Below are 18,180 nucleotides of genomic sequence, written 5' to 3'. Positions count from 1 at the left end.
GTGGAATAAATTTTTCGATAATTAGTAGGCAGTATTATGTTAATTATTCATATTTTTTTCTTCTCCCCTACTCCTCCACTTCCTTACTCTCCTGCTCAAGAAAATTTAGCAAACATTTATCAAATTGGTATAATCTCTGGAGATAACAATTATGATAAAGTTCTGTAATACTAATTCCCAAAAGCATTGCTATACTTAGAGACTGTTTGTAAAAGGAATATTAAATCCAGGCGTAGGGTGGGTTATACCATTTCTCAAAAAGAATGCTATACATGATTGGGTGGGGAAGTGTGGGAGGTGTGGGAGGTATGGGGAGAGGGTAAAAGTATGAAAAATATATACTAACAAACCTTAAATTGTTAAAAACAGACTTTAAATCTTGGAAATTCTTTAATTGTTGAAGTGTAGCTGAAGTATAGCATTAATGCATGGTAATTGGTATTAGGCGGCAATAACTACGAATCCTAGCCAAAATTTAACTCGGAGCCGTAACCCACCGAACATTAAGCACTCTGGTCGTCTTAATCTTTAGTTTACAAACAGTCTCTTAGGTCGCACTTCAGTTATTAAGTAATTAACACTATTAAAATCAATGTTTTGCTAATAATAGCCCAGTTAATGTTTATTATTCTTATGTTGTAGGGGCGCCCTTATGCAACGTCCCTACCTCCACACTCCCCACACTCCCCACACTTCCCCACCCAATCAGGTATAGCATTCTTTTTGAGAAATGGTATTAGAATTGCTTTCGATCAAAAATTAACCAGAAGCAACCAAACATATTATTAATTTATAGTTAAAGTTATTATTTACGTCTGAAATAAAATGACACAACAACACATCACTCTAATTACAGGTGCAAGTCGGGGAATAGGTTTCTCTACAGCAGAATATTTGGCCAAAAAAGGACATCTGGTAATTGGCCTAGCACGTCACGCTCCAGAAAAAACCTTTCCTGGTGAATTTGTCACAGTTGACTTGAGCGATCGCCACGCTACAAGAGAAACTTTGGCTAATTTAACCAAGCAGTATTCTTTTGATGGAGTGGTAAATAATGTAGGGATAGTACACCCACAACCACTAGAGGAGGTAACGCTGGATAACTTTGACACAGTTATTGACTTAAATTTGCGTGTGGCGATACAAGCTGTTCAAGCGGTGATGCCATCCATGAAGGCGAAACAGTGGGGTCGTATTGTTAATATTTCTAGTATTGCTGCTTTGGGAGCGCAAGACCGCACCAGTTATACTATAGCTAAAGCAGGAATGATTAGTTTGGCTCGCACTTGGGCTTTGGAGTTGGTTTCGAGTGGGATAACTGTTAATGTTGTTGCTCCTGGAGGAATAGAAACAGAAATGGCTAAACGTATTTGCCCACCTGGCAGTGAAGTTGAAAAACGGTGTATAAGTGGGATACCAATGAAGCGTTTTGGTAAACCTTTGGAGGTAGCTGCAACTATTGGTTTTTTCTTTTCAGAAGAAGCAGGTTATATTACTGGGCAAACTCTTTTTGTCGATGGTGGTTGTAGCATTGATGTACATCCTTATTACAAAGGAAGATAAATTATTGATTCCTAATGTGTATCTAAAATTCTCAACTTAATTAAGTGTGTCACAAGATTCTACAGTACAGGTCTAACAATAACAATTTTTACTAGGATTAATAATTTATCGGGAGAATACTATGCACATTCTCAAAGCTGGGCTAATTAAAAGTGGCAACTTTTGGCTCCATACAATCTTACATAATATTATTGATTATAGTGATTTTGAGTATAAAAGTTTCATTCAAAATCAACCCATATATGAACTTGCTAAAACTTGGGATATTAATCAGCTAAAAGGGCAGATTGATATTAATTGTTTAGATATTACAAAAAATGCTGTATTTTATAGAATAAGTAATATATTTAGATATCCAGTTGATGATATAGATGATTATATTAATAGCTCTACTTTGGTTTGGAGTCATTCCCAGATGAGTAGCAATGCTTTAACTATCATGGAAAAATTTGACAAGGTGATATATATTGTTCGCGACCCTAGAGACGTATCAATTTCTTGGTCTAATTTTGTATTTTCTCCTTATGTAAGAAGATATTTTCCTTTTTTTACTGTTGATGAGACTAATCCAGAAACTTATTTAAACAAAAATCTGACAACTATTATTTCTGATTGGATGAATCATGTAGGAGGATATTTAAAGCATCATAAAGATTTGAATATTCATTTTGTTTTTTATGAAAGATTGCTACACAATTTTGACTATGAGCTAGAAAAAATTTTAGAATATTTGGAAATTGATTTAGACACCAAATTTCGAGGTGAAATTAAAGAAAAAGTGTCATTTAATAATATGAAAAAAGAGAGTCCTAATCATATAAGAAAAGGAAATTTAGGACAGTGGGTAGATATTCTAACTGATGCACAAAAAGAGGAAGTTTTGTCAATGGCAACTCCTCTCTTAAAACTCTTAAATTATCCACTGAATAGTCAAATAGATTCTCTACCAGAATTACCAGAAAAATTACCGGAAAATATAAATTTACCAGATGGGAATGTGGTATTACTTAAACCATCAAATCATTAAAATTTAACTATTTGGATAGATACAAGGAACTATAAAGGATGATCGGGAATGAAAATTAAAATCCAAAATCTTGGCGTATTAAAGCAAGCTGAATTTACTCTTGCCGATCTGACAATTATTTGTGGTGGTAATAATACTGGCAAGACATACGCTACTTATGCCTTATTTGGATTTTTGTCTACTTGGAAACGGATGCTTACTATTGATATAAACGATAGAATTCAGGAATTACTTGCTGAAGGTGTGATTCGTATTGATATACAAGAATATATCGAACAGACTCAAAAAATCGTTACTAAAGGTTGTCAGAAATATACCAAGCAATTACCAAATATTTTTGCAGCAGCACCTGAACGATTAAAAAAAACGAAATTTGATATCATTGTTGATATAAATGATATTAATTTGAATAGGAAATTTGGTGGAAAAATTAGTCTTCCAAGTGGAGAACTTTTTTCATTTACTAAAAATGATGATAGTACGGAATTAGTTGTGACTCTTCTAGTTGAACAAGAAAAAGTTAAAATTCCTACTGAGATTCTTCAACTTGTTATTGCAGAAACTCTCAAAGAAATTATTTTTTCTCAACTTTTTCCTAAACCTTTCATTGCTAGTGCAGAAAGAACAGGTGCTGCTATTTTTCGCAAAGAGTTAAATTTTGCCCGCAACCGTTTACTTGAAGAAATAGGTCAGGCAGATTATAAAATCGATCCAAGAGAGCTTTTATTTAAAGGATATCAAGATTATCCACTTCCAGTTGAACAAAATGTAGAATTTACACGGGAACTAGAAACAATTTCTAAAAAACGTAGTTTTCTTTATAATGAACATCCTGAAGTTTTGAATGATTTTGCTGATATTATTGGAGGTGAGTATACAGTTACTTCCAATGACGAACTTTATTATACGCCGAAACAAGGGAAACGACCTCCAAAACTATCTATGGTTGAAAGCTCTAGCGCCGTGCGTTCCTTACTAGATATTGGTTTTTATCTAAAACACGAAGCTCAACCTGGGGACTTACTCATGGTAGACGAACCTGAGTTAAACCTACATCCCGAAAACCAGCGTCGTATTGCTCGACTATTTGCTCGACTTATTAATCTAGGAATTAAAGTTTTTATTACTACCCATAGCGATTATATTATCAAAGAATTAAATACGCTAATTATGCTGAATCAGGATAAACCTCATCTTAAGCGTATTGCTGAAGAAGAGGGTTATCAAACAGAAGAATTAATATCTGCTGAAAAGATTAAAGTGTATATTGCTGAAGAAAAATCTATTCAACTAGAAGGTAATAAAAGAAAAACTAAGTCCCTAACTCTAACCCTAGCAAATATTGACCAGGAAATGGGTATTGAAGCTCGTAGTTTTGATACAACTATTGAAGAAATGAATCGAATTCAGGAAGCAATAGTCTGGGGCGAAGATTGATGGTTGATTCGGATATTGTTATCCTTAAAAAGATGATTTTACCAGAGGCTACAGTGAGATTAGAATCTACTAAATATCAGAAGAAAATCGTCAAATTTACAGAATATTCTGATAACTACACTGTAACTATTCATGGAATGCCAGACGATAATGAAGTTATTGCGATTAAGGCAGATGCTTTTAGCGCACCAAAAGAAATTTTCCAGGGAACTAAAGGTGAATGCAAACGTGCAGATTTTGTCATTATTGCTGATACTATCAAAAAAGGAAAATTTATAGTCTTTATTGAAATGAAGGGAGGAAAAAAGACGTCTAAAGAAAAAGAGATTATCCAGCAACTAAAAGGGGCGCAGTGTTTTGTTGAATATTGTCAAGCAATTGGTAAATCATTTTGGGAGAAGCGATATTTTCTTGATGATTATCAATACCGTTTTGTCAGTATTAAGAATATCAAAATTCCTAAGAGTAAAACACGATATGAATCTAAAGCTGATATCCATGATACTCCAGAAAAGATGTTAAAAATTAGCGATCCGCATCACATTCAGTTCAATCGTTTGATAGGAGGTAAAAAATAATTCGCACAAAAAGAGGAAGTTTTGTCAATGGCAACTCCTCTCTTAAAACTATTAAATTATCCACTGAATAGTCAAATAGATTCTCTACCAGAATTACCAGAAAAATTCCCGGAAAATATAAATTTACCAGATGGGAAAGTCGTGTTACTTAAACCATCAAATCATTAAAATTTAACTATTCAAACGTACAGGAAAAATCCGAATCGCAATCAACCAACGATACCGGAATATTTCGCAGTACAAGTTCAATACTAATGAGCCTATCCCACTATTCTAAACATACTTATTTATTTAAGTAAAATTTGCCTGAAAAGTTTGATTTCTCGTTTTTAGTTATGACCGAAGAAATAAGGTCTCAAGCCTCCCTTTTCAAGGGGATAAAGAAGACAATTTCCTATTTTAAGCCTCCTGCTTAAGCTGGAGGTAGTGCTGATAACTGATAACTGATAACTGATAACTGAAATGACAATACTTAAACTTTTTAGCAAAAACATTATTAGTGAGATAGCTTACAGTACTTTTGAGGATGCTGAGGTATAGTCATAAGACTACTTTTATATTCCATGTTCCCTGTTCCCTAGGAAAATAAAACTTTGTACCTCACGCGCCTCCGAAACTGCTGTAATTATTTTAATACAATTAATTAATCAAGAGAAGACCATGCACATCCTCAAAATTGGAATACCTAAAAGTGGTAATTTTTGGCTACACACAATCTTACATAATATTATTGATTATAGCGATTTAAAGTATGAAAGCTTTATTCCAAACCAACCCATATATGAAGTTGCTAAAAATTTGGATATTAATCTGTTCAAAGGGCAAATAAATATTAATTTTTTAGATATTACAAAAAATGCTGTATTTTATAGGATAGGTAATATGTTTAGATATCCAATTGATGATATAGATGATTATATTAATAGCTCTACTTTGGTTTGGACTCATGCTCAGATGAGTGATAATGTATTAAATACTATCAAAAAATTTGACAAGCTAATATATATTATTCGAGACCCTAGAGATATATTAATCTCTTGGTCTAATTTTGTATTTTCTCCTTATATGCAAAGATATTACCCTTTTCTAATAGTTGATGAAACTAATCCAGAAAGTTATTTAAACAAAAATATGAAAACAATTGTTTCTGATTGGATGAATCATGTAGGAGCATATTTAAAGCATCATAAAGATTTGAATATTTACTTTGTTTTTTATGAAAGATTGGTAGATAATTTCGAGAGAGAGCTAGACAAAATTTTAGAATATTTGGAAATACAATTAGACGAAAAAGCTAGAGGTGATATCAAAGAAAAAGTCTCGTTTAATAATATGAAAAAAGATAGTCCTAATCATATAAGAAAAGGAAAGTTAGGACAGTGGGTAGATATTCTGACTGATGCACAAAAAGAGGAAGTATTGGAAATGGCAACTCCTCTCTTAAAACTCTTAAATTATCCACTGAATAGTCAAATAGATTCTCTACCAGAATTACCAGAAAAATTACCGGAAAATCTTAATTTGCCTGATGGAAAAGTGGTATTACTTAAACCATCAAATCATTAAAATTTAACTATTCAAACGCACAGGTGAAATTCCAAAGGCAATCAACCGTGGCGGAATATCCCGCAGCAGAGGCAACCGCAAAAAAGCAGGAATAGTAAACTGCTGATTTTGATTGAGCGCACGAGCAATAATCCGTTTTTGAGCTAACTCCTGAAACCATTGAATAACTCTAGTTGGAAACTCTCGTTGTCGCTGCACCTCTGCCAAATCCCACAAATGCCAACTTCCACGTTTGAGGGGTTCGCTGAGAATATTTGTGGCAACAACTGCATCTTGAATAGCATAGTTAATACCGACCCCACCCACAGGTGACATGACATGAGCAGCATCACCGATGAGCAGTAAACCCGGTCGATACCACCGAGGAAGGCGACTCGACTCTACAGATAAAAAAGCAATATTAGACCAATCTTGAAGTAGATGAGCGCGATCGCTAAATTCTGGCACTAACTCAACCAAAGACTTTCGGAAAAAATCCATACCAGCACTACGCAGATTGGCAAAAGCACCCTTAGAAATCATATAAGCTACTTGCCAGAAATCTGAGCGATCTAGTAAGACTATCATCTTACCATTACCGATGCGACCTGATAAACCATCAGTTTCCTCTGGCTTCCGTGGCAAACGAAACCACATTACATCCATTGGTGGGGAAGTTTTAATCGGTTCAAAACCCGCTAACTGACGCATTCGGGAGAAACGACCATCTGCTCCCACTGTTAATAATGCTCGAACTTCGTGCCAACCTCCATGACTCCGATAACGCACGCCACCCACTACTCCATCTTCTTCGATAATTTCCTGTACGTTTGCACCCATGATTAAATTAAAATTGGGGTACTTTTGTGCTTCAGTGGCAATAAAATCTAAAAATTTGGCTTGTGGCAAGATAGTAATATAGGGATATGGAGTTTTTAAGCGACTGAAGTTAGTGAGAGTAATGTCACCACTGGGAGAATTTAACTTGAGTGTGCGAATTTTGGAGTGAGGTAACTCTAGCAAACGGTCAGCTAAACCTATTTGTGCCATTATTTCCATGACGGAGGGATGAATAGTATCTCCTCGAAAGTCGCGATCGAAGTCTTGATGTAATTCCAATAAAGTAACTGGGATACCTTGACGTGCTAATAGTAATCCTAAGACAACTCCTGCTGGACCACCACCAACTATACAACAGGTTGTTTGTTGTACATCAATAATTTCATGGGTATGATTAGTCATCTTATTTCAGTTTTTCCTTTAATTGATTTAACTGTTCGGGAGTTAGTTTAATTTCTACTTCTAATAACTGCTTGGCATCCTGAAATAAGAGAATATTATTTTCGACTAAAATTTCGGGATTATTAATTTCAATTCTTTGATATTTGACTTCTGGTAATGCAACTCTAATTACCAGTTTTTGTTGAGATTGTGGAAAAATATATAATTCCTGACGAGTATGATGTAGTGCTAACTTTTGCACAGTTGTATTACTTTCTGTAGAAGAATTAGGTTTTCGCCAATAAAGAGTAATCCCACGAATCTCTGGTTGAGCAATGGGAAATATTTCATCAAATCTTTGGGGTTCCCAATCAAGTTCTGAAATATCTCCACTATCAGGAATTAGTCGTTGTCGCCAGGTAACTTCTTTTCCTTCTAGAGCTGCCCACCATTCACGAATAGTATCTAGATTATTGGGATTTTCTGGGTTATTACTGCCGAGTTGCCAAATAGTTTGAAGTTGCATAATTTTGCAGATAATTGTTGGCTACAAATTAATTACTAAGAGACTGTTTGTAAAATATAGCAATTATATTTTATTCGTGTCAAAAATCCTACTGCTTTTTAGGGAATAGGGAACAGGTAAGAGTTTCAGTTTTTTATTTACTTTTTGATTACCCGCAACCTATGCGCGGATTGCTATAAATCCAATGAGAGATGCGTAGTGACTCAAACCTAAAAGCAGTAGTACTTCAAGAAATTGAAATTTGCTAAATACCAGAGTTAGAAAGGTACACTATATTCTCAGACTTTTAACTGACAAATAGTTGTCTTGATTTCTTCGTCCCTAGTTCCCTATTCCCTATTCCCTGTTCCCTATATCCTTTTTATATTTCCTTGACAAACAGTCTCTAATATAATATAGCATTTCTCACTAACCGTGAGGTATGCTTGTCTTTTTTCTCTCCTGTTCCCTATTCCCTAAAACTGATAATTTTTTACTTCAGTAGTGTGGGAATTGCTAAAGATACTACCTGGTCATTGTTTGGCCATGGCAAATTTTAAAATTTTCTATTATAATATTACTTAATGGTAAATGGGGCGGGAAAAAGTTGGAATCATAATGCTCAAAAATACTCACCAACTATTTACCAGTTTCTCAGGTAAGTCTCAGACTTTTCAAAGACTGTCTTAATATCGATTGTAAATACTTTATAAGTGAAGATTGAAATCAATTAATTGGAGCATAAAAAATTATGAAAAATATCAACAAAAAATTAGCTTTAGCTACTGCAATGACTGGTGTATTAGCTGTTGGTATTGCTACTGTAGGTGGTAATCAGGAAGCTCTTGCTGGAAAAGAAGGTATGGAAAAATGTGCTGGTATTGTTAAAGCTGGCCAGAATGATTGCGGTACTAGCAAACATGAATGTTCAGGTAAGGCTACAGTAGATTCAGATAAAGAAGAGTGGATTTATGTTCCTATAGGTACTTGCGAGAAGATTGTTGGTGGAACTATTAAGCCAAGCAAGTAAGGAATAAACTAGCTACATATTAGTTAGTTAAAAATTTAAGTTATTATTAGAAAAATTATAGCATTTTTTAATAAAGTTATGATTTGAGGTTGATAGAGTCAAGAATAGGAAAATATTCTATAGGAAATATGTCTTTCTTGACTCCTATCTTCCATAAAATTAGCTGAAAACTAAAGAATGCAATATTTTTATCAATATCAAAATAGCTTATGACAACCAATTTAGAATCTAAAAAGTTTGAATCTGATATTAGCCCAAGTTTGCAGATAGATGGAGATTTATCCTGCATTAATTTACCCTCAATTAAAGGTGCAGGAATTGGCTTACGTTCCCTCCACTATCAATATATTCTTACTCAAAAACCAAAAGTAAATTGGTTTGAAGTTTTATCAGATAATTATTTTTGTGCAGGTGGTTTGCCACTATTTCATTTAGAAAAAATTCGTCAAGATTATCCAGTTACTCTGCACGGAGTAGGAATGTCTCTGGGTTCAACAGATCCATTAGATTTGGATTATTTAACTCGCTTAAAAAATTTAGCAGCAAAAGTTGAACCAGATTTAATTTCTGACCATTTATCTTGGATATCTGTTAATGGTCACTATCTTAATGATTTAATTCCTCTTGTTTATACAGAAGAGGTTATGGATTTTGTGGCATCCCGCATCTTGCAAGTGCAAGAATTTTTAGGTAGACAAATTTTGATTGAAAATCCCTCTCCATACTTAAGTTTTACGGATTCAACTATGACAGAATGGGAGTTTATTCAGGGATTAGTTAAAAAAGCAGATTGTTACTTACTTCTGGATGTCAATAATCTTTATGTTAATGCCATAAATAATGGAATTGACCCTATAAATTATCTAGATGGTATCCCAAAAACAAGAGTTAAACAAATTCATTTAGCAGGTTACGAAGAAAAAGAAAATTATCTATTAGATACCCACGGTTATCCCGTGCATCCCCCAGTCTGGGAATTGTATAAAGAAGCATTAGCAAGATTTGGTGCAGTACCAACTTTAATAGAATGGGATACTGATATTCCTAGTTTTGAAGTATTAATGGCAGAAGCAAATAAAGCTGAAAAATTATTAGAAAATATAAGGTAATGGAAGCGATCGCTCTACAAAACTTATTTCTTCGAGCTGTTTGGGAAAGAGACACTATTAGTATAGAAGAATTAAGCAAACATATCAAAGCACCGAATAATTTAACACCTGCGGAAAGTTTAGCAATTTACCGAAATAATGTTGTTGGAAATTTAAATGATACATTAGCCTCAATTTATCCTATTTGCTGCCAGTTAGTAGGTGAAAAATTTTTCAATGCAACTGGATTAAAGTTTATTAATCAGTTTCCTTGTTTATCACCAGATTTAGGAGATTATGGGGAAGAGTTTCCAGATTTTCTTGCTAATTTTGAACCTGTAAAACACTTACCATATTTGCCAGATGTGGCGCGTTTAGAATGGCATTGGCATCGCGTTTTTTGTGGTGAAGATACAAGGGGTTTGGATTTCCAAGCTTTGGGTGAAATTCCTGAAGAAAAATGGGGAGAATTAATTTTTTATTTACCAAAAAATAGTGTACTTTTAGAGTCTGTTTATCCTATCCATCGAATTTGGCAAGTCAATCAACCTGATTATCAAGGTGATGAAATAGTAAGTTTACATGAAGGTGGGGTGAAAATATTTTTGTGGCGACAAAATTATGATATGCGAATTGATTTACCTAATGATGAAGAGTGGGAATTATTAACTGCTTTTCAAGGAAATTATCCATTTGAAATTATCTGTGAAAAACTCGTTGATGTTGAGCATCAAGTGGATGTTGGTTCGTTACTCCCATTGTTTGTTCAACGAGGTTGGATTACTGATTTTTCTATTGATAAAATTAACTAACTAGCTAGATTGAATTATAGCAATTTTCACTACTAGCTAAATCTTATTATATTTGTGGCTATTGTGGGTATTGCTGGACTTATGACAGGAGCATGGGAACATAATGTTTATGCTCAGGAGTTGATAGAAAAAGAGTAGAATTTTAACTGATTTTTTAATAAGTAAAAATAAAAATTAAGAAAGTAAATTTAAAGAATTTTTATAAAATTTATCAGTTCGTTAAAAATTTCGTTGTTCCAGTCAATATATCCTGCTTTAGCAGCTTCACCTAAACGTTTATCAGGTTGTATTTGAGTAGATAACCAGGCGTGTATTTTAGCTTTAGAAAATTCACTTGTTTCTCTACTTGTGTTTTTCTTAATGCACTGAAAAAATTCTTCAATACAACCCATATCAGAACTATCAATAGATCTTAAACAAAGGTCTTCTAACATTCCTGGAGAACTATTGTCTGGAAAGATAAATTTTTTGATTGTCAAATTTTCTCTTTCATTTAATTTATTGCGCCTGATAGAATCATCAATACTTTGAGAAGCCGTCTCGAATAATTTATCAGCATCTCTAGTAATCAATAAAGAACGCAAATTAGAAAAACCTGGTTTTAAATGCAAACCTTTCAAATAATTATTAAGTGTAGTCTTTCCTCCGTAAGAATCTACTTGAATATCATCAATTTCTAAATGCTTAATTAGTGCAGAAAAGAAAGATTCTTCATCTCTTCCTTCACCAATAATCAGCTTCTCCTTATCAATGCTTTTAGGCTTTTCAATTCTTTGATTCCGAATCATTTAGCGCATCTCCCAGTTCAGTTCTAAAGAAGTCTCAACATTGTCTTTGTCATAAACTAAACTCTTGATAGAATTAGTTTCTTTTTCTCTCTCTAATCTCAAATAACGAAAATTATATGATTCAGAGTTAGAAAATGCTTGATGAGCAGCACCAATACATTCATAACTATGAGTAGTCGCAAAAAGTTGAGTGTTGAATTTTCTAGTTGCTACATCAATAGACTGCCAAACTTTTTCCATAACTGAATAATGTATACCATTTTCAATTTCATCAATTAATACTATTCCTCCTTCAGCATTCATAATTGATAAAATAATAGATAATAACCTTCCAATTCCTTCTCCCATTAATGAAATAGGAATTAAATAATCTCCTCCAATATCTCCATGAATTATAGGTATTTCTCCAGTGACTAAAATTTCTAAACGTTTTAATCTTGGCTCTACTATTTTTAATATTTCTAAAATTTCATTTTGTTCGTTTTTTTGTGCAAATTCACTAAAAACTTTGGCATCTTCTGTTGGAGAAACTCTTAAACGACTACTTAGAAAAACACTAGGAGGAAAAAGTTCTATCTCTTGAATTTCCTGTTCTTCATGTTGCTGAAATTCTATCCTGACATCTCCTTCTTTATCTATGCTTAAAAATGCTGTAAAACCCAATAAATTTTTACCTGATTTTTTAAGCTCTAGTTTTAAGTCTTTGATAGTTTTTCTGCTATTTGCTGTTGGACTTAAAGGAAATAATCTTGGTCTTGATGCTTTATCTAAAGTCAGTTTTAACTCTTTCTCTTCATCATTTTTATCTATGGTTGTGATTTTAATTGCTTTACCAACTTGCTTTTGATAAAATAACCATTCACAAATTTCTTCAACGTCAAGAGTTTGTTTTTGAATTGCTCCTCTATTAAAGTTTAATCCAAACGGAACTTCTATAGAATTTAAACTGTTTAACAAAGAAATTGCTTCCAGGAAAGCTGTTTTACCAACATTATTAATACCTCCAATCAAATTAACTCGTTCGATATTATCAATAGTAATTTCTTCAAAACATCGGAAATTTTTAATTGTTAGACTTTTGAACATAATATTAGGAAAGTTTTTTCTTATAAGTTTTGTTTAAATTTGGCAGTTGTGGTAACGTCAATTAACTTCAGTTTTCTTTCTAAAATAGAGGGAGTCTTAGCAGCTAATTCTTGAACATAAACCTCACTATCTCGAATTTGTTGGCGAATTTCGTCCAAATTATCGTGGTAATAAGCTAGTGCTGCATAAACATCTCCCAAAGTTAGACTGGGATAATGATAAACAATTTCGTCTGGAGACATTTTCATCTGTTCGTGCCAGATAACGATATCTTGTACTCTAATTCTATGTCCTTTAATATGGGGTTTACCGCCACACATTCCTGGTGTAATGGAAATATGTTCTGTAGATATTGATTGCATGGAGTAATTATTTAATTATTTATATGTTTCTGATTCTAACACAGGAGATGACTTATCCTTATATTTCTGGTTAGTTATAGAGATTTTGTAGTTAGTTAAAATCAGTGGAATTAATTACTAGATAAAGGCTTGAAATGTATAGCTACGGCAACAGTAATTATGAATTTTCGATGAGGTTAGACTAAACTTTCCGGATATTATGGTTTAACAACCGTTTTATTACGGCTTCAAATAAATTATAGAAATTTTTATTGGTTAGTATATTTAGGAAGTCTGGGAGTGATATGATCAAAGTTTGTATAAAAAATATTTTCAAGATAATGGAATTTGATTTGGTGTTGTAGATTAACAGAGCGATCGCGGTTGTGCGTTACTACAGGAATTTTCAGTTTATAGCGACTTTCTAGCATGAAAGTTGCGATCGCGAAGGGAAGTTAAAAGTTGAGGGGTAATATCAAATCCGGTTGAATACTTATCATATATTTGGGGGTGGGGAGTATGGGGAGTGTGGGGAGGGTGGGGAAAAGGGGAGGTTGAGAGATTGAAGGCAAGAAAGTGTAGATATACTTATAAACATATACTGTATAACCGGATTCTATATAATAAATTAAACTTTGCTCCCCTCTTTTACTTTGTTTATAAGAATCTTTTTGAAAAATGTAGGGAGGTTCCATGGAACCTCCCTACAGGGTTGACTGTTTGCCGTCAAATTAAAACCTCTCCCCCAACCCCTCTCCTGCGAGGAGAGGGGTGAATATTCCTTCTCCCCCTTCCCTTGTAGGGAAGGGGGTTGGGGGGTTAGGTTATACTAAAACGTTGCGTTACTACGGATTGCTAAATCTCTTTCCGAGTCTGAATTTCAACCGTCTAACGCACCCTACAACCTCTTCGTGTTCCCTATTCCCTATTCCCTATTCCCTATTCCCTTCTTCAGTAATAATGCTGTATCGCCTTCACCTCCAACGCTTCCGACTTCAACGCTCGGATCGCCGCTGCCGTTGCTTTCGCCCCCGCAATAGTCGTAATCAATGGTATTTTATAATCCAACGAACTCCGGCGAATCTTAATCCCATCTGCACGCGCTTCCTCTCCAGAAGGAGTAATAATAATTAACTGAATTATTCCATTTTTAATCCCATCCAAAACATTAGGTCGTCCTTCATGCAACTTCAACGTCAAACCCACATCTAAACCATGCAAACACAATACCTTCCGAGTTCCTTCAGTCGCCACCACTTTCAAACCCAAGTCAATTAAATCTTTAACTACTGGTACAACTGCTTCCTTATAGCGATCGCTCATTGATACAAATACTGTTCCCTCTAAAGGTAATTTTTGCCCTGCGGATAACTGTGCTTTGGCAAAAGCTTTACCAAAGTCAACATCAATACCCATTGCTTCTCCGGTGGAACGCATTTCAGGTCCTAATAAAGTATCTGTACCAGGGAATTTAGCAAATGGTAAAACTGCCTCTTTCACGGAAACGTGTTCGGGTATTTGTTCCTCTACAAAACCTAATTCCTCTAACTTTTTCCCAGACATCACCCGCGATGCCATTTTTGCCAAAGGTGTTCCTATTGCCTTAGACACAAAAGGTACTGTTCGCGACGCGCGGGGGTTTGCTTCCAAAATATAGACTGTTTCCCCTTGCACGGCAAACTGAATATTCATTAACCCAATAACATTCAACGCTTTTGCTAGAGCAACAGTCCATTGGCGAATTGTTTCCACCGCAGCAGGAGCTAAAGTTTGATAAGGAATCGAACAAGCAGAGTCTCCAGAGTGAATACCCGCCTCCTCAATATGTTCCATTATTCCACCAATAACTACCTGACCTGTTGCATCAGCAATAGCATCCACATCTACCTCAATAGCATTTACTAAGAATTTGTCAATTAAAATAGGATGTTCTGGTTCGACCTGTACTGCAAATGTCATATAACGTTCCAACTCTTGGTCAGAATAAACAATTTCCATTGCTCGACCTCCCAAAACATAGGAAGGTCGCACCACTACTGGATAACCAATTTTCTGCGCTACTGCCAAAGCATCCTCAAAACTACGAGCAAGACCGTTTGCTGCTTGACGAATATCTAAATCTCGTAAAATCTTCTCAAACCGTTCCCGGTCTTCAGCAGTATCGATAGAGTCTGGGGAAGTTCCCCAAATTTTGGTTTGACTTTCTACTTGCTCCAAATATTTTTGCAGGGGAACCGCTAACTTCAGAGGTGTTTGTCCACCAAACTGAACAATAATTCCTTCCGGGTTTTCTGCTTCAATAATATTCAGTACATCCTCCTTAGTCAAAGGTTCAAAATAGAGGCGATCGCTCGTATCATAGTCAGTCGATACAGTTTCCGGGTTGGAGTTCACCATTATTGTTTCAAACCCATCCTCTCCTAGAGCATAACTAGCATGACAACAACAATAGTCAAATTCTATTCCCTGTCCAATACGGTTAGGTCCTCCTCCCAGAATCATTACTTTCCTTTTTTCAGAAGGCAAAACTTCTGAATCTTCTTCATAAGTAGAATAATAGTAAGGTGTCAGCGCTTCAAATTCTGCAGCACAAGTATCCACCGTTTTATAAGCAGGTTTAACTCCCAAACTCAACCGATAACTTCTGACTTCATCTTCAGTAGTCTTACTGCAATAGGCAATTTGGCGATCGCTAAAACCTTGCCGTTTAATATCCCACATCTGCTCTTTTGTCAATTCATTCAGCGGAGTGCGTTTAATCAACTTTTCTGTCTCTACCAACTCCCGCATCTTATCCAAAAACCAAATATCTATTCCGGTCAATTCATAGATTTCTTCTACAGTCATTCCCAGTAACAGACCATAACGTACCGTAAATAACCTTTCTGGGTTAGGTGTGCGTAACCCCGCTCTTACCTGTTCCAAACTGGGTACCTTTTCCCAGCGATCGCCACCGAAACCACTTCTACCTGTTTCCAAAGACCGCAAAGCTTTCTGGAACGACTCCTGAAATGTGCGACCTATTGCCATTGCTTCCCCAACTGACTTCATCTGAGTAGTCAGCACTGACTGGGAACCTGGAAACTTCTCAAAGGCAAATCTCGGAATTTTTGTAACTACATAATCAATAGTAGGTTCAAAACTAGCTGGTGTCTTTTTCGTAATATCATTGGGAATTTCATCTAGACTGTAACCTACTGCCAACTTTGCTGCCATTTTCGCAATGGGGAAACCAGTTGCTTTTGACGCCAAAGCAGAAGAGCGACTCACCCGTGGGTTCATCTCAATCACAATAACATCCCCATTCACCGGGTTAACAGCAAACTGAATATTCGACCCCCCAGTTTCCACACCTATTTCCCGAATAATTTTAATCGAAGCATCTCGCAGTCGTTGATACTCCTTATCCGTCAACGTTTGCGCTGGAGCAACAGTAATAGAGTCTCCCGTATGTACCCCCATCGGGTCAATATTTTCAATCGAGCAAATAATCACCACATTATCTGCCAAATCTCGCATTACTTCCAGTTCGTATTCCTTCCAACCAATTAGGGATTTTTCCACCAAAATTTGAGACACCGGACTAGCATCTATTCCCGCTTGTGCCATTACTTCATATTCTTCTTGGTTATAGGCAATACCACCCCCGGTCCCCCCTAAAGTATAAGCAGGACGAATAATTAGAGGATATGTTCCTATTTTTTGGGCGATCACCTTGGCCTCTTCCCAATTACTAGCAATACCCGATGGACAAACCTCGATACCTATCCGGCCCATTGCTTCCTTAAACAATTGACGGTCTTCGGCCATTTCAATCGCTGGTAGTTTAGCCCCAATTAAATCAACACCATATTTAGCTAAAGTGCCATTTTTTGCCAGAGAAACTGCTATATTTAAAGCAGTCTGACCGCCCATTGTTGGTAATAGAGCATCTGGTCTTTCTTTAGCAATAACTTTTTCTACAAGTTCCGGGGTTAGAGGTTCAATGTAGGTACGTTCGGCAATTTCTGGGTCTGTCATAATTGTGGCAGGATTGGAATTTACCAACACTACTTCAAAACCCTCTTCCCTAAGAGCTTTGCAAGCTTGAGTTCCACTATAATCAAATTCACAGGCTTGGCCAATTACAATCGGACCAGAACCAACCAGTAGGATTTTGCGTATATCTTGGCGTCGCGGCATAGATTTATTTGTATTTGTTTGAGAATTAAGACTTAATCCAAAGTATTTTAATGGTTGGTATAGTGGTTGTGTTAGTATATACATACCAATTTTATATTTGGTAATTCAAAGGTATAAGTTTTAAAGACTCTTAATACTAAGGATAAAAAAGAAGAGGCAATGATTAATTGTTAATTATTTAACCCTGCTATAACAATCTTAAATAGGTTGTCATATTTGATCGTAGGGGTTTATTATCCAAACCAAAGTGAAAATCAGATGAAAAGACCAAACCCCTAAAGTTTTTTTCACAAATCATTTACGATTGCTATATATTATGATTAATTAATCTGACTTGATAGAAGCCGGAATTAATATTTTTAACTTTTAACTTTTGATTTGTAGGATTTCTAATACCAATTTCATAAAATATTGCTACAGTCATGGCACAGGGAATAGGGAACAGGAAAAAAAAATAAAAACAGAGGAAAAAATGTTTTATTTTTACAATTTATGGGATTTATAATTTTTTATTGTAGGAATATAGCAATTCCCATACTGGTGAAATACAAAATTTTATGTTTGAGGAAACAGGGAATAAAAAGACAAAAAAATAACTGTACCTCACGAGCTTGGAAAACGCTATAAATCACAAATCTAAGATGTGATTTCCTTTTTTTAATTTGGTATGAGTTGATAGAAGTTGAAATTAATACTTTATAACTTTTGACCAAAAAATTAAGGGCATTGGTAAATCAAGACATGAAACTTTAATAGTAATCTGTTTCTGATACCTCTAAATATCTGACTAGAGTAAATGATGGGTATCACTCCTAGTAGAAAATCATCTTACCAATTACCAACCCCAAATTAATATATCAAGCTTCCTCTTTTAAGGGGATGAAAATAATAAACTTCAGTATTTAAAACCTCCCTATTCCATAGAGGTACTGATAACTGATAACTGATAACTGATAACTGATAACTGATAACTGATA

At 35.0% G+C, this 18,180-nt stretch carries 15 protein-coding genes; 9 read left to right on the top strand and 6 right to left on the bottom strand.

The features are described from left to right. Positions 1-825 precede the first annotated feature (825 nt). From ACP6PM_RS02735 to ACP6PM_RS02710, 6 genes are all read left to right on the top strand, one after another. Positions 826-1,563 carry an SDR family oxidoreductase gene (locus ACP6PM_RS02735; protein WP_426581621.1) on the top strand — a complete coding sequence of 246 codons (738 nt, stop codon included), beginning with the start codon at positions 826-828 and terminating at the stop codon, positions 1,561-1,563. A gap of 121 nt (positions 1,564-1,684) precedes the next feature. Then, entirely contained in the window at positions 1,685-2,590 is a 906-nt protein-coding gene (locus ACP6PM_RS02730) for a sulfotransferase domain-containing protein (protein WP_426581619.1), read from the top strand. A gap of 48 nt (positions 2,591-2,638) precedes the next feature. Continuing rightward, a complete protein-coding gene (locus ACP6PM_RS02725; protein WP_426581617.1) occupies positions 2,639-4,027 on the top strand; it encodes an AAA family ATPase in 1,389 nt (462 codons plus the stop codon). A gap of 32 nt (positions 4,028-4,059) precedes the next feature. Next, complete coding sequence (locus tag ACP6PM_RS02720) at positions 4,060-4,605, top strand: hypothetical protein (protein WP_426581615.1); 546 nt, start codon at positions 4,060-4,062, stop codon at positions 4,603-4,605. Positions 4,606-4,632: 27 nt separating this feature from the next. Further along, complete coding sequence (locus ACP6PM_RS02715; RefSeq protein ID WP_426581613.1) at positions 4,633-4,773, top strand: hypothetical protein; 141 nt, start codon at positions 4,633-4,635, stop codon at positions 4,771-4,773. Positions 4,774-5,265: 492 nt separating this feature from the next. After that, positions 5,266-6,171 carry a sulfotransferase domain-containing protein gene (locus tag ACP6PM_RS02710; protein ID WP_426581611.1) on the top strand — a complete coding sequence of 302 codons (906 nt, stop codon included), beginning with the start codon at positions 5,266-5,268 and terminating at the stop codon, positions 6,169-6,171. A 3-nt stretch (positions 6,172-6,174) separates the two neighbouring features. Here the strand turns inward: ACP6PM_RS02710 and ACP6PM_RS02705 are convergent, their stop codons facing one another. After that, positions 6,175-7,392 (bottom strand): FAD-dependent oxidoreductase, encoded by a 1,218-nt coding sequence (locus tag ACP6PM_RS02705; RefSeq protein ID WP_426581610.1) that lies wholly within the window; start codon positions 7,390-7,392, stop codon positions 6,175-6,177. A 1-nt stretch (position 7,393) separates the two neighbouring features. Then, positions 7,394-7,897 carry a hypothetical protein gene (locus ACP6PM_RS02700; RefSeq protein ID WP_426581608.1) on the bottom strand — a complete coding sequence of 168 codons (504 nt, stop codon included), beginning with the start codon at positions 7,895-7,897 and terminating at the stop codon, positions 7,394-7,396. Between the two features lie 730 nt (positions 7,898-8,627). Between ACP6PM_RS02700 and ACP6PM_RS02695 the strand changes: the two genes are divergently transcribed. The 3 genes from ACP6PM_RS02695 (at position 8,628) to ACP6PM_RS02685 (ending at position 10,806) form a co-directional block, all read left to right on the top strand. After that, positions 8,628-8,906 carry a BufA1 family periplasmic bufferin-type metallophore gene (locus ACP6PM_RS02695; protein WP_426581606.1) on the top strand — a complete coding sequence of 93 codons (279 nt, stop codon included), beginning with the start codon at positions 8,628-8,630 and terminating at the stop codon, positions 8,904-8,906. A 209-nt stretch (positions 8,907-9,115) separates the two neighbouring features. Beyond that, positions 9,116-10,015, top strand: a complete 900-nt coding sequence (gene bufB, locus ACP6PM_RS02690) for an MNIO family bufferin maturase (RefSeq protein WP_426581604.1) — start codon at positions 9,116-9,118, stop codon at positions 10,013-10,015. Next, positions 10,015-10,806, top strand: coding sequence for an HvfC/BufC N-terminal domain-containing protein (locus ACP6PM_RS02685; protein ID WP_426581602.1), 792 nt, complete (start codon positions 10,015-10,017; stop codon positions 10,804-10,806). The genes bufB and ACP6PM_RS02685 overlap by 1 nt, the downstream gene beginning before the upstream one ends. Before the next feature lie 188 nt (positions 10,807-10,994). Here ACP6PM_RS02685 and ACP6PM_RS02680 read toward each other — a convergent pair whose 3' ends face one another. From ACP6PM_RS02680 to carB, 4 genes are all read right to left on the bottom strand, one after another. Continuing rightward, positions 10,995-11,594: a DUF3226 domain-containing protein gene (locus ACP6PM_RS02680; RefSeq protein ID WP_426581600.1), complete on the bottom strand. Its 600-nt coding sequence runs from the start codon at positions 11,592-11,594 to the stop codon at positions 10,995-10,997. After that, positions 11,595-12,680, bottom strand: coding sequence for an AAA family ATPase (locus ACP6PM_RS02675; protein ID WP_426581598.1), 1,086 nt, complete (start codon positions 12,678-12,680; stop codon positions 11,595-11,597). A 20-nt stretch (positions 12,681-12,700) separates the two neighbouring features. Further along, complete coding sequence (locus tag ACP6PM_RS02670; protein ID WP_426581596.1) at positions 12,701-13,042, bottom strand: DUF433 domain-containing protein; 342 nt, start codon at positions 13,040-13,042, stop codon at positions 12,701-12,703. 930 nt (positions 13,043-13,972) lie between these two features. After that, a complete protein-coding gene (gene carB, locus ACP6PM_RS02665) occupies positions 13,973-17,203 on the bottom strand; it encodes a carbamoyl-phosphate synthase large subunit (protein ID WP_426581631.1) in 3,231 nt (1,076 codons plus the stop codon). Between the last annotated feature and the right edge of the window lie 977 nt (positions 17,204-18,180).

Origin of the sequence: Dapis brunnea BLCC-M229 (assembly GCF_050015995.1) — a bacterium.
In the GTDB taxonomy this organism is placed as follows: domain Bacteria; phylum Cyanobacteriota; class Cyanobacteriia; order Cyanobacteriales; family Microcoleaceae; genus Trichodesmium.
Note: the sequence above shows the minus strand (reverse complement) of the source record. Positions and strands in the feature narration are given on the sequence as shown.

Coding starts and splice junctions, on each gene's coding strand:
- ACP6PM_RS02675 (WP_426581598.1), bottom strand. CDS start 12,680: ATGTTCAAAAGTCTAACAATTAAAAATTTCCGATGTTTTGAAGAAATT.
- ACP6PM_RS02700 (WP_426581608.1), bottom strand. CDS start 7,897: ATGCAACTTCAAACTATTTGGCAACTCGGCAGTAATAACCCAGAAAAT.
- ACP6PM_RS02730 (WP_426581619.1), top strand. CDS start 1,685: ATGCACATTCTCAAAGCTGGGCTAATTAAAAGTGGCAACTTTTGGCTC.
- ACP6PM_RS02705 (WP_426581610.1), bottom strand. CDS start 7,392: ATGACTAATCATACCCATGAAATTATTGATGTACAACAAACAACCTGT.
- ACP6PM_RS02685 (WP_426581602.1), top strand. CDS start 10,015: ATGGAAGCGATCGCTCTACAAAACTTATTTCTTCGAGCTGTTTGGGAA.
- carB (WP_426581631.1), bottom strand. CDS start 17,203: ATGCCGCGACGCCAAGATATACGCAAAATCCTACTGGTTGGTTCTGGT.
- ACP6PM_RS02710 (WP_426581611.1), top strand. CDS start 5,266: ATGCACATCCTCAAAATTGGAATACCTAAAAGTGGTAATTTTTGGCTA.
- ACP6PM_RS02725 (WP_426581617.1), top strand. CDS start 2,639: ATGAAAATTAAAATCCAAAATCTTGGCGTATTAAAGCAAGCTGAATTT.
- ACP6PM_RS02695 (WP_426581606.1), top strand. CDS start 8,628: ATGAAAAATATCAACAAAAAATTAGCTTTAGCTACTGCAATGACTGGT.
- ACP6PM_RS02680 (WP_426581600.1), bottom strand. CDS start 11,594: ATGATTCGGAATCAAAGAATTGAAAAGCCTAAAAGCATTGATAAGGAG.
- ACP6PM_RS02735 (WP_426581621.1), top strand. CDS start 826: ATGACACAACAACACATCACTCTAATTACAGGTGCAAGTCGGGGAATA.
- bufB (WP_426581604.1), top strand. CDS start 9,116: ATGACAACCAATTTAGAATCTAAAAAGTTTGAATCTGATATTAGCCCA.
- ACP6PM_RS02670 (WP_426581596.1), bottom strand. CDS start 13,042: ATGCAATCAATATCTACAGAACATATTTCCATTACACCAGGAATGTGT.
- ACP6PM_RS02720 (WP_426581615.1), top strand. CDS start 4,060: ATGATTTTACCAGAGGCTACAGTGAGATTAGAATCTACTAAATATCAG.
- ACP6PM_RS02715 (WP_426581613.1), top strand. CDS start 4,633: ATGGCAACTCCTCTCTTAAAACTATTAAATTATCCACTGAATAGTCAA.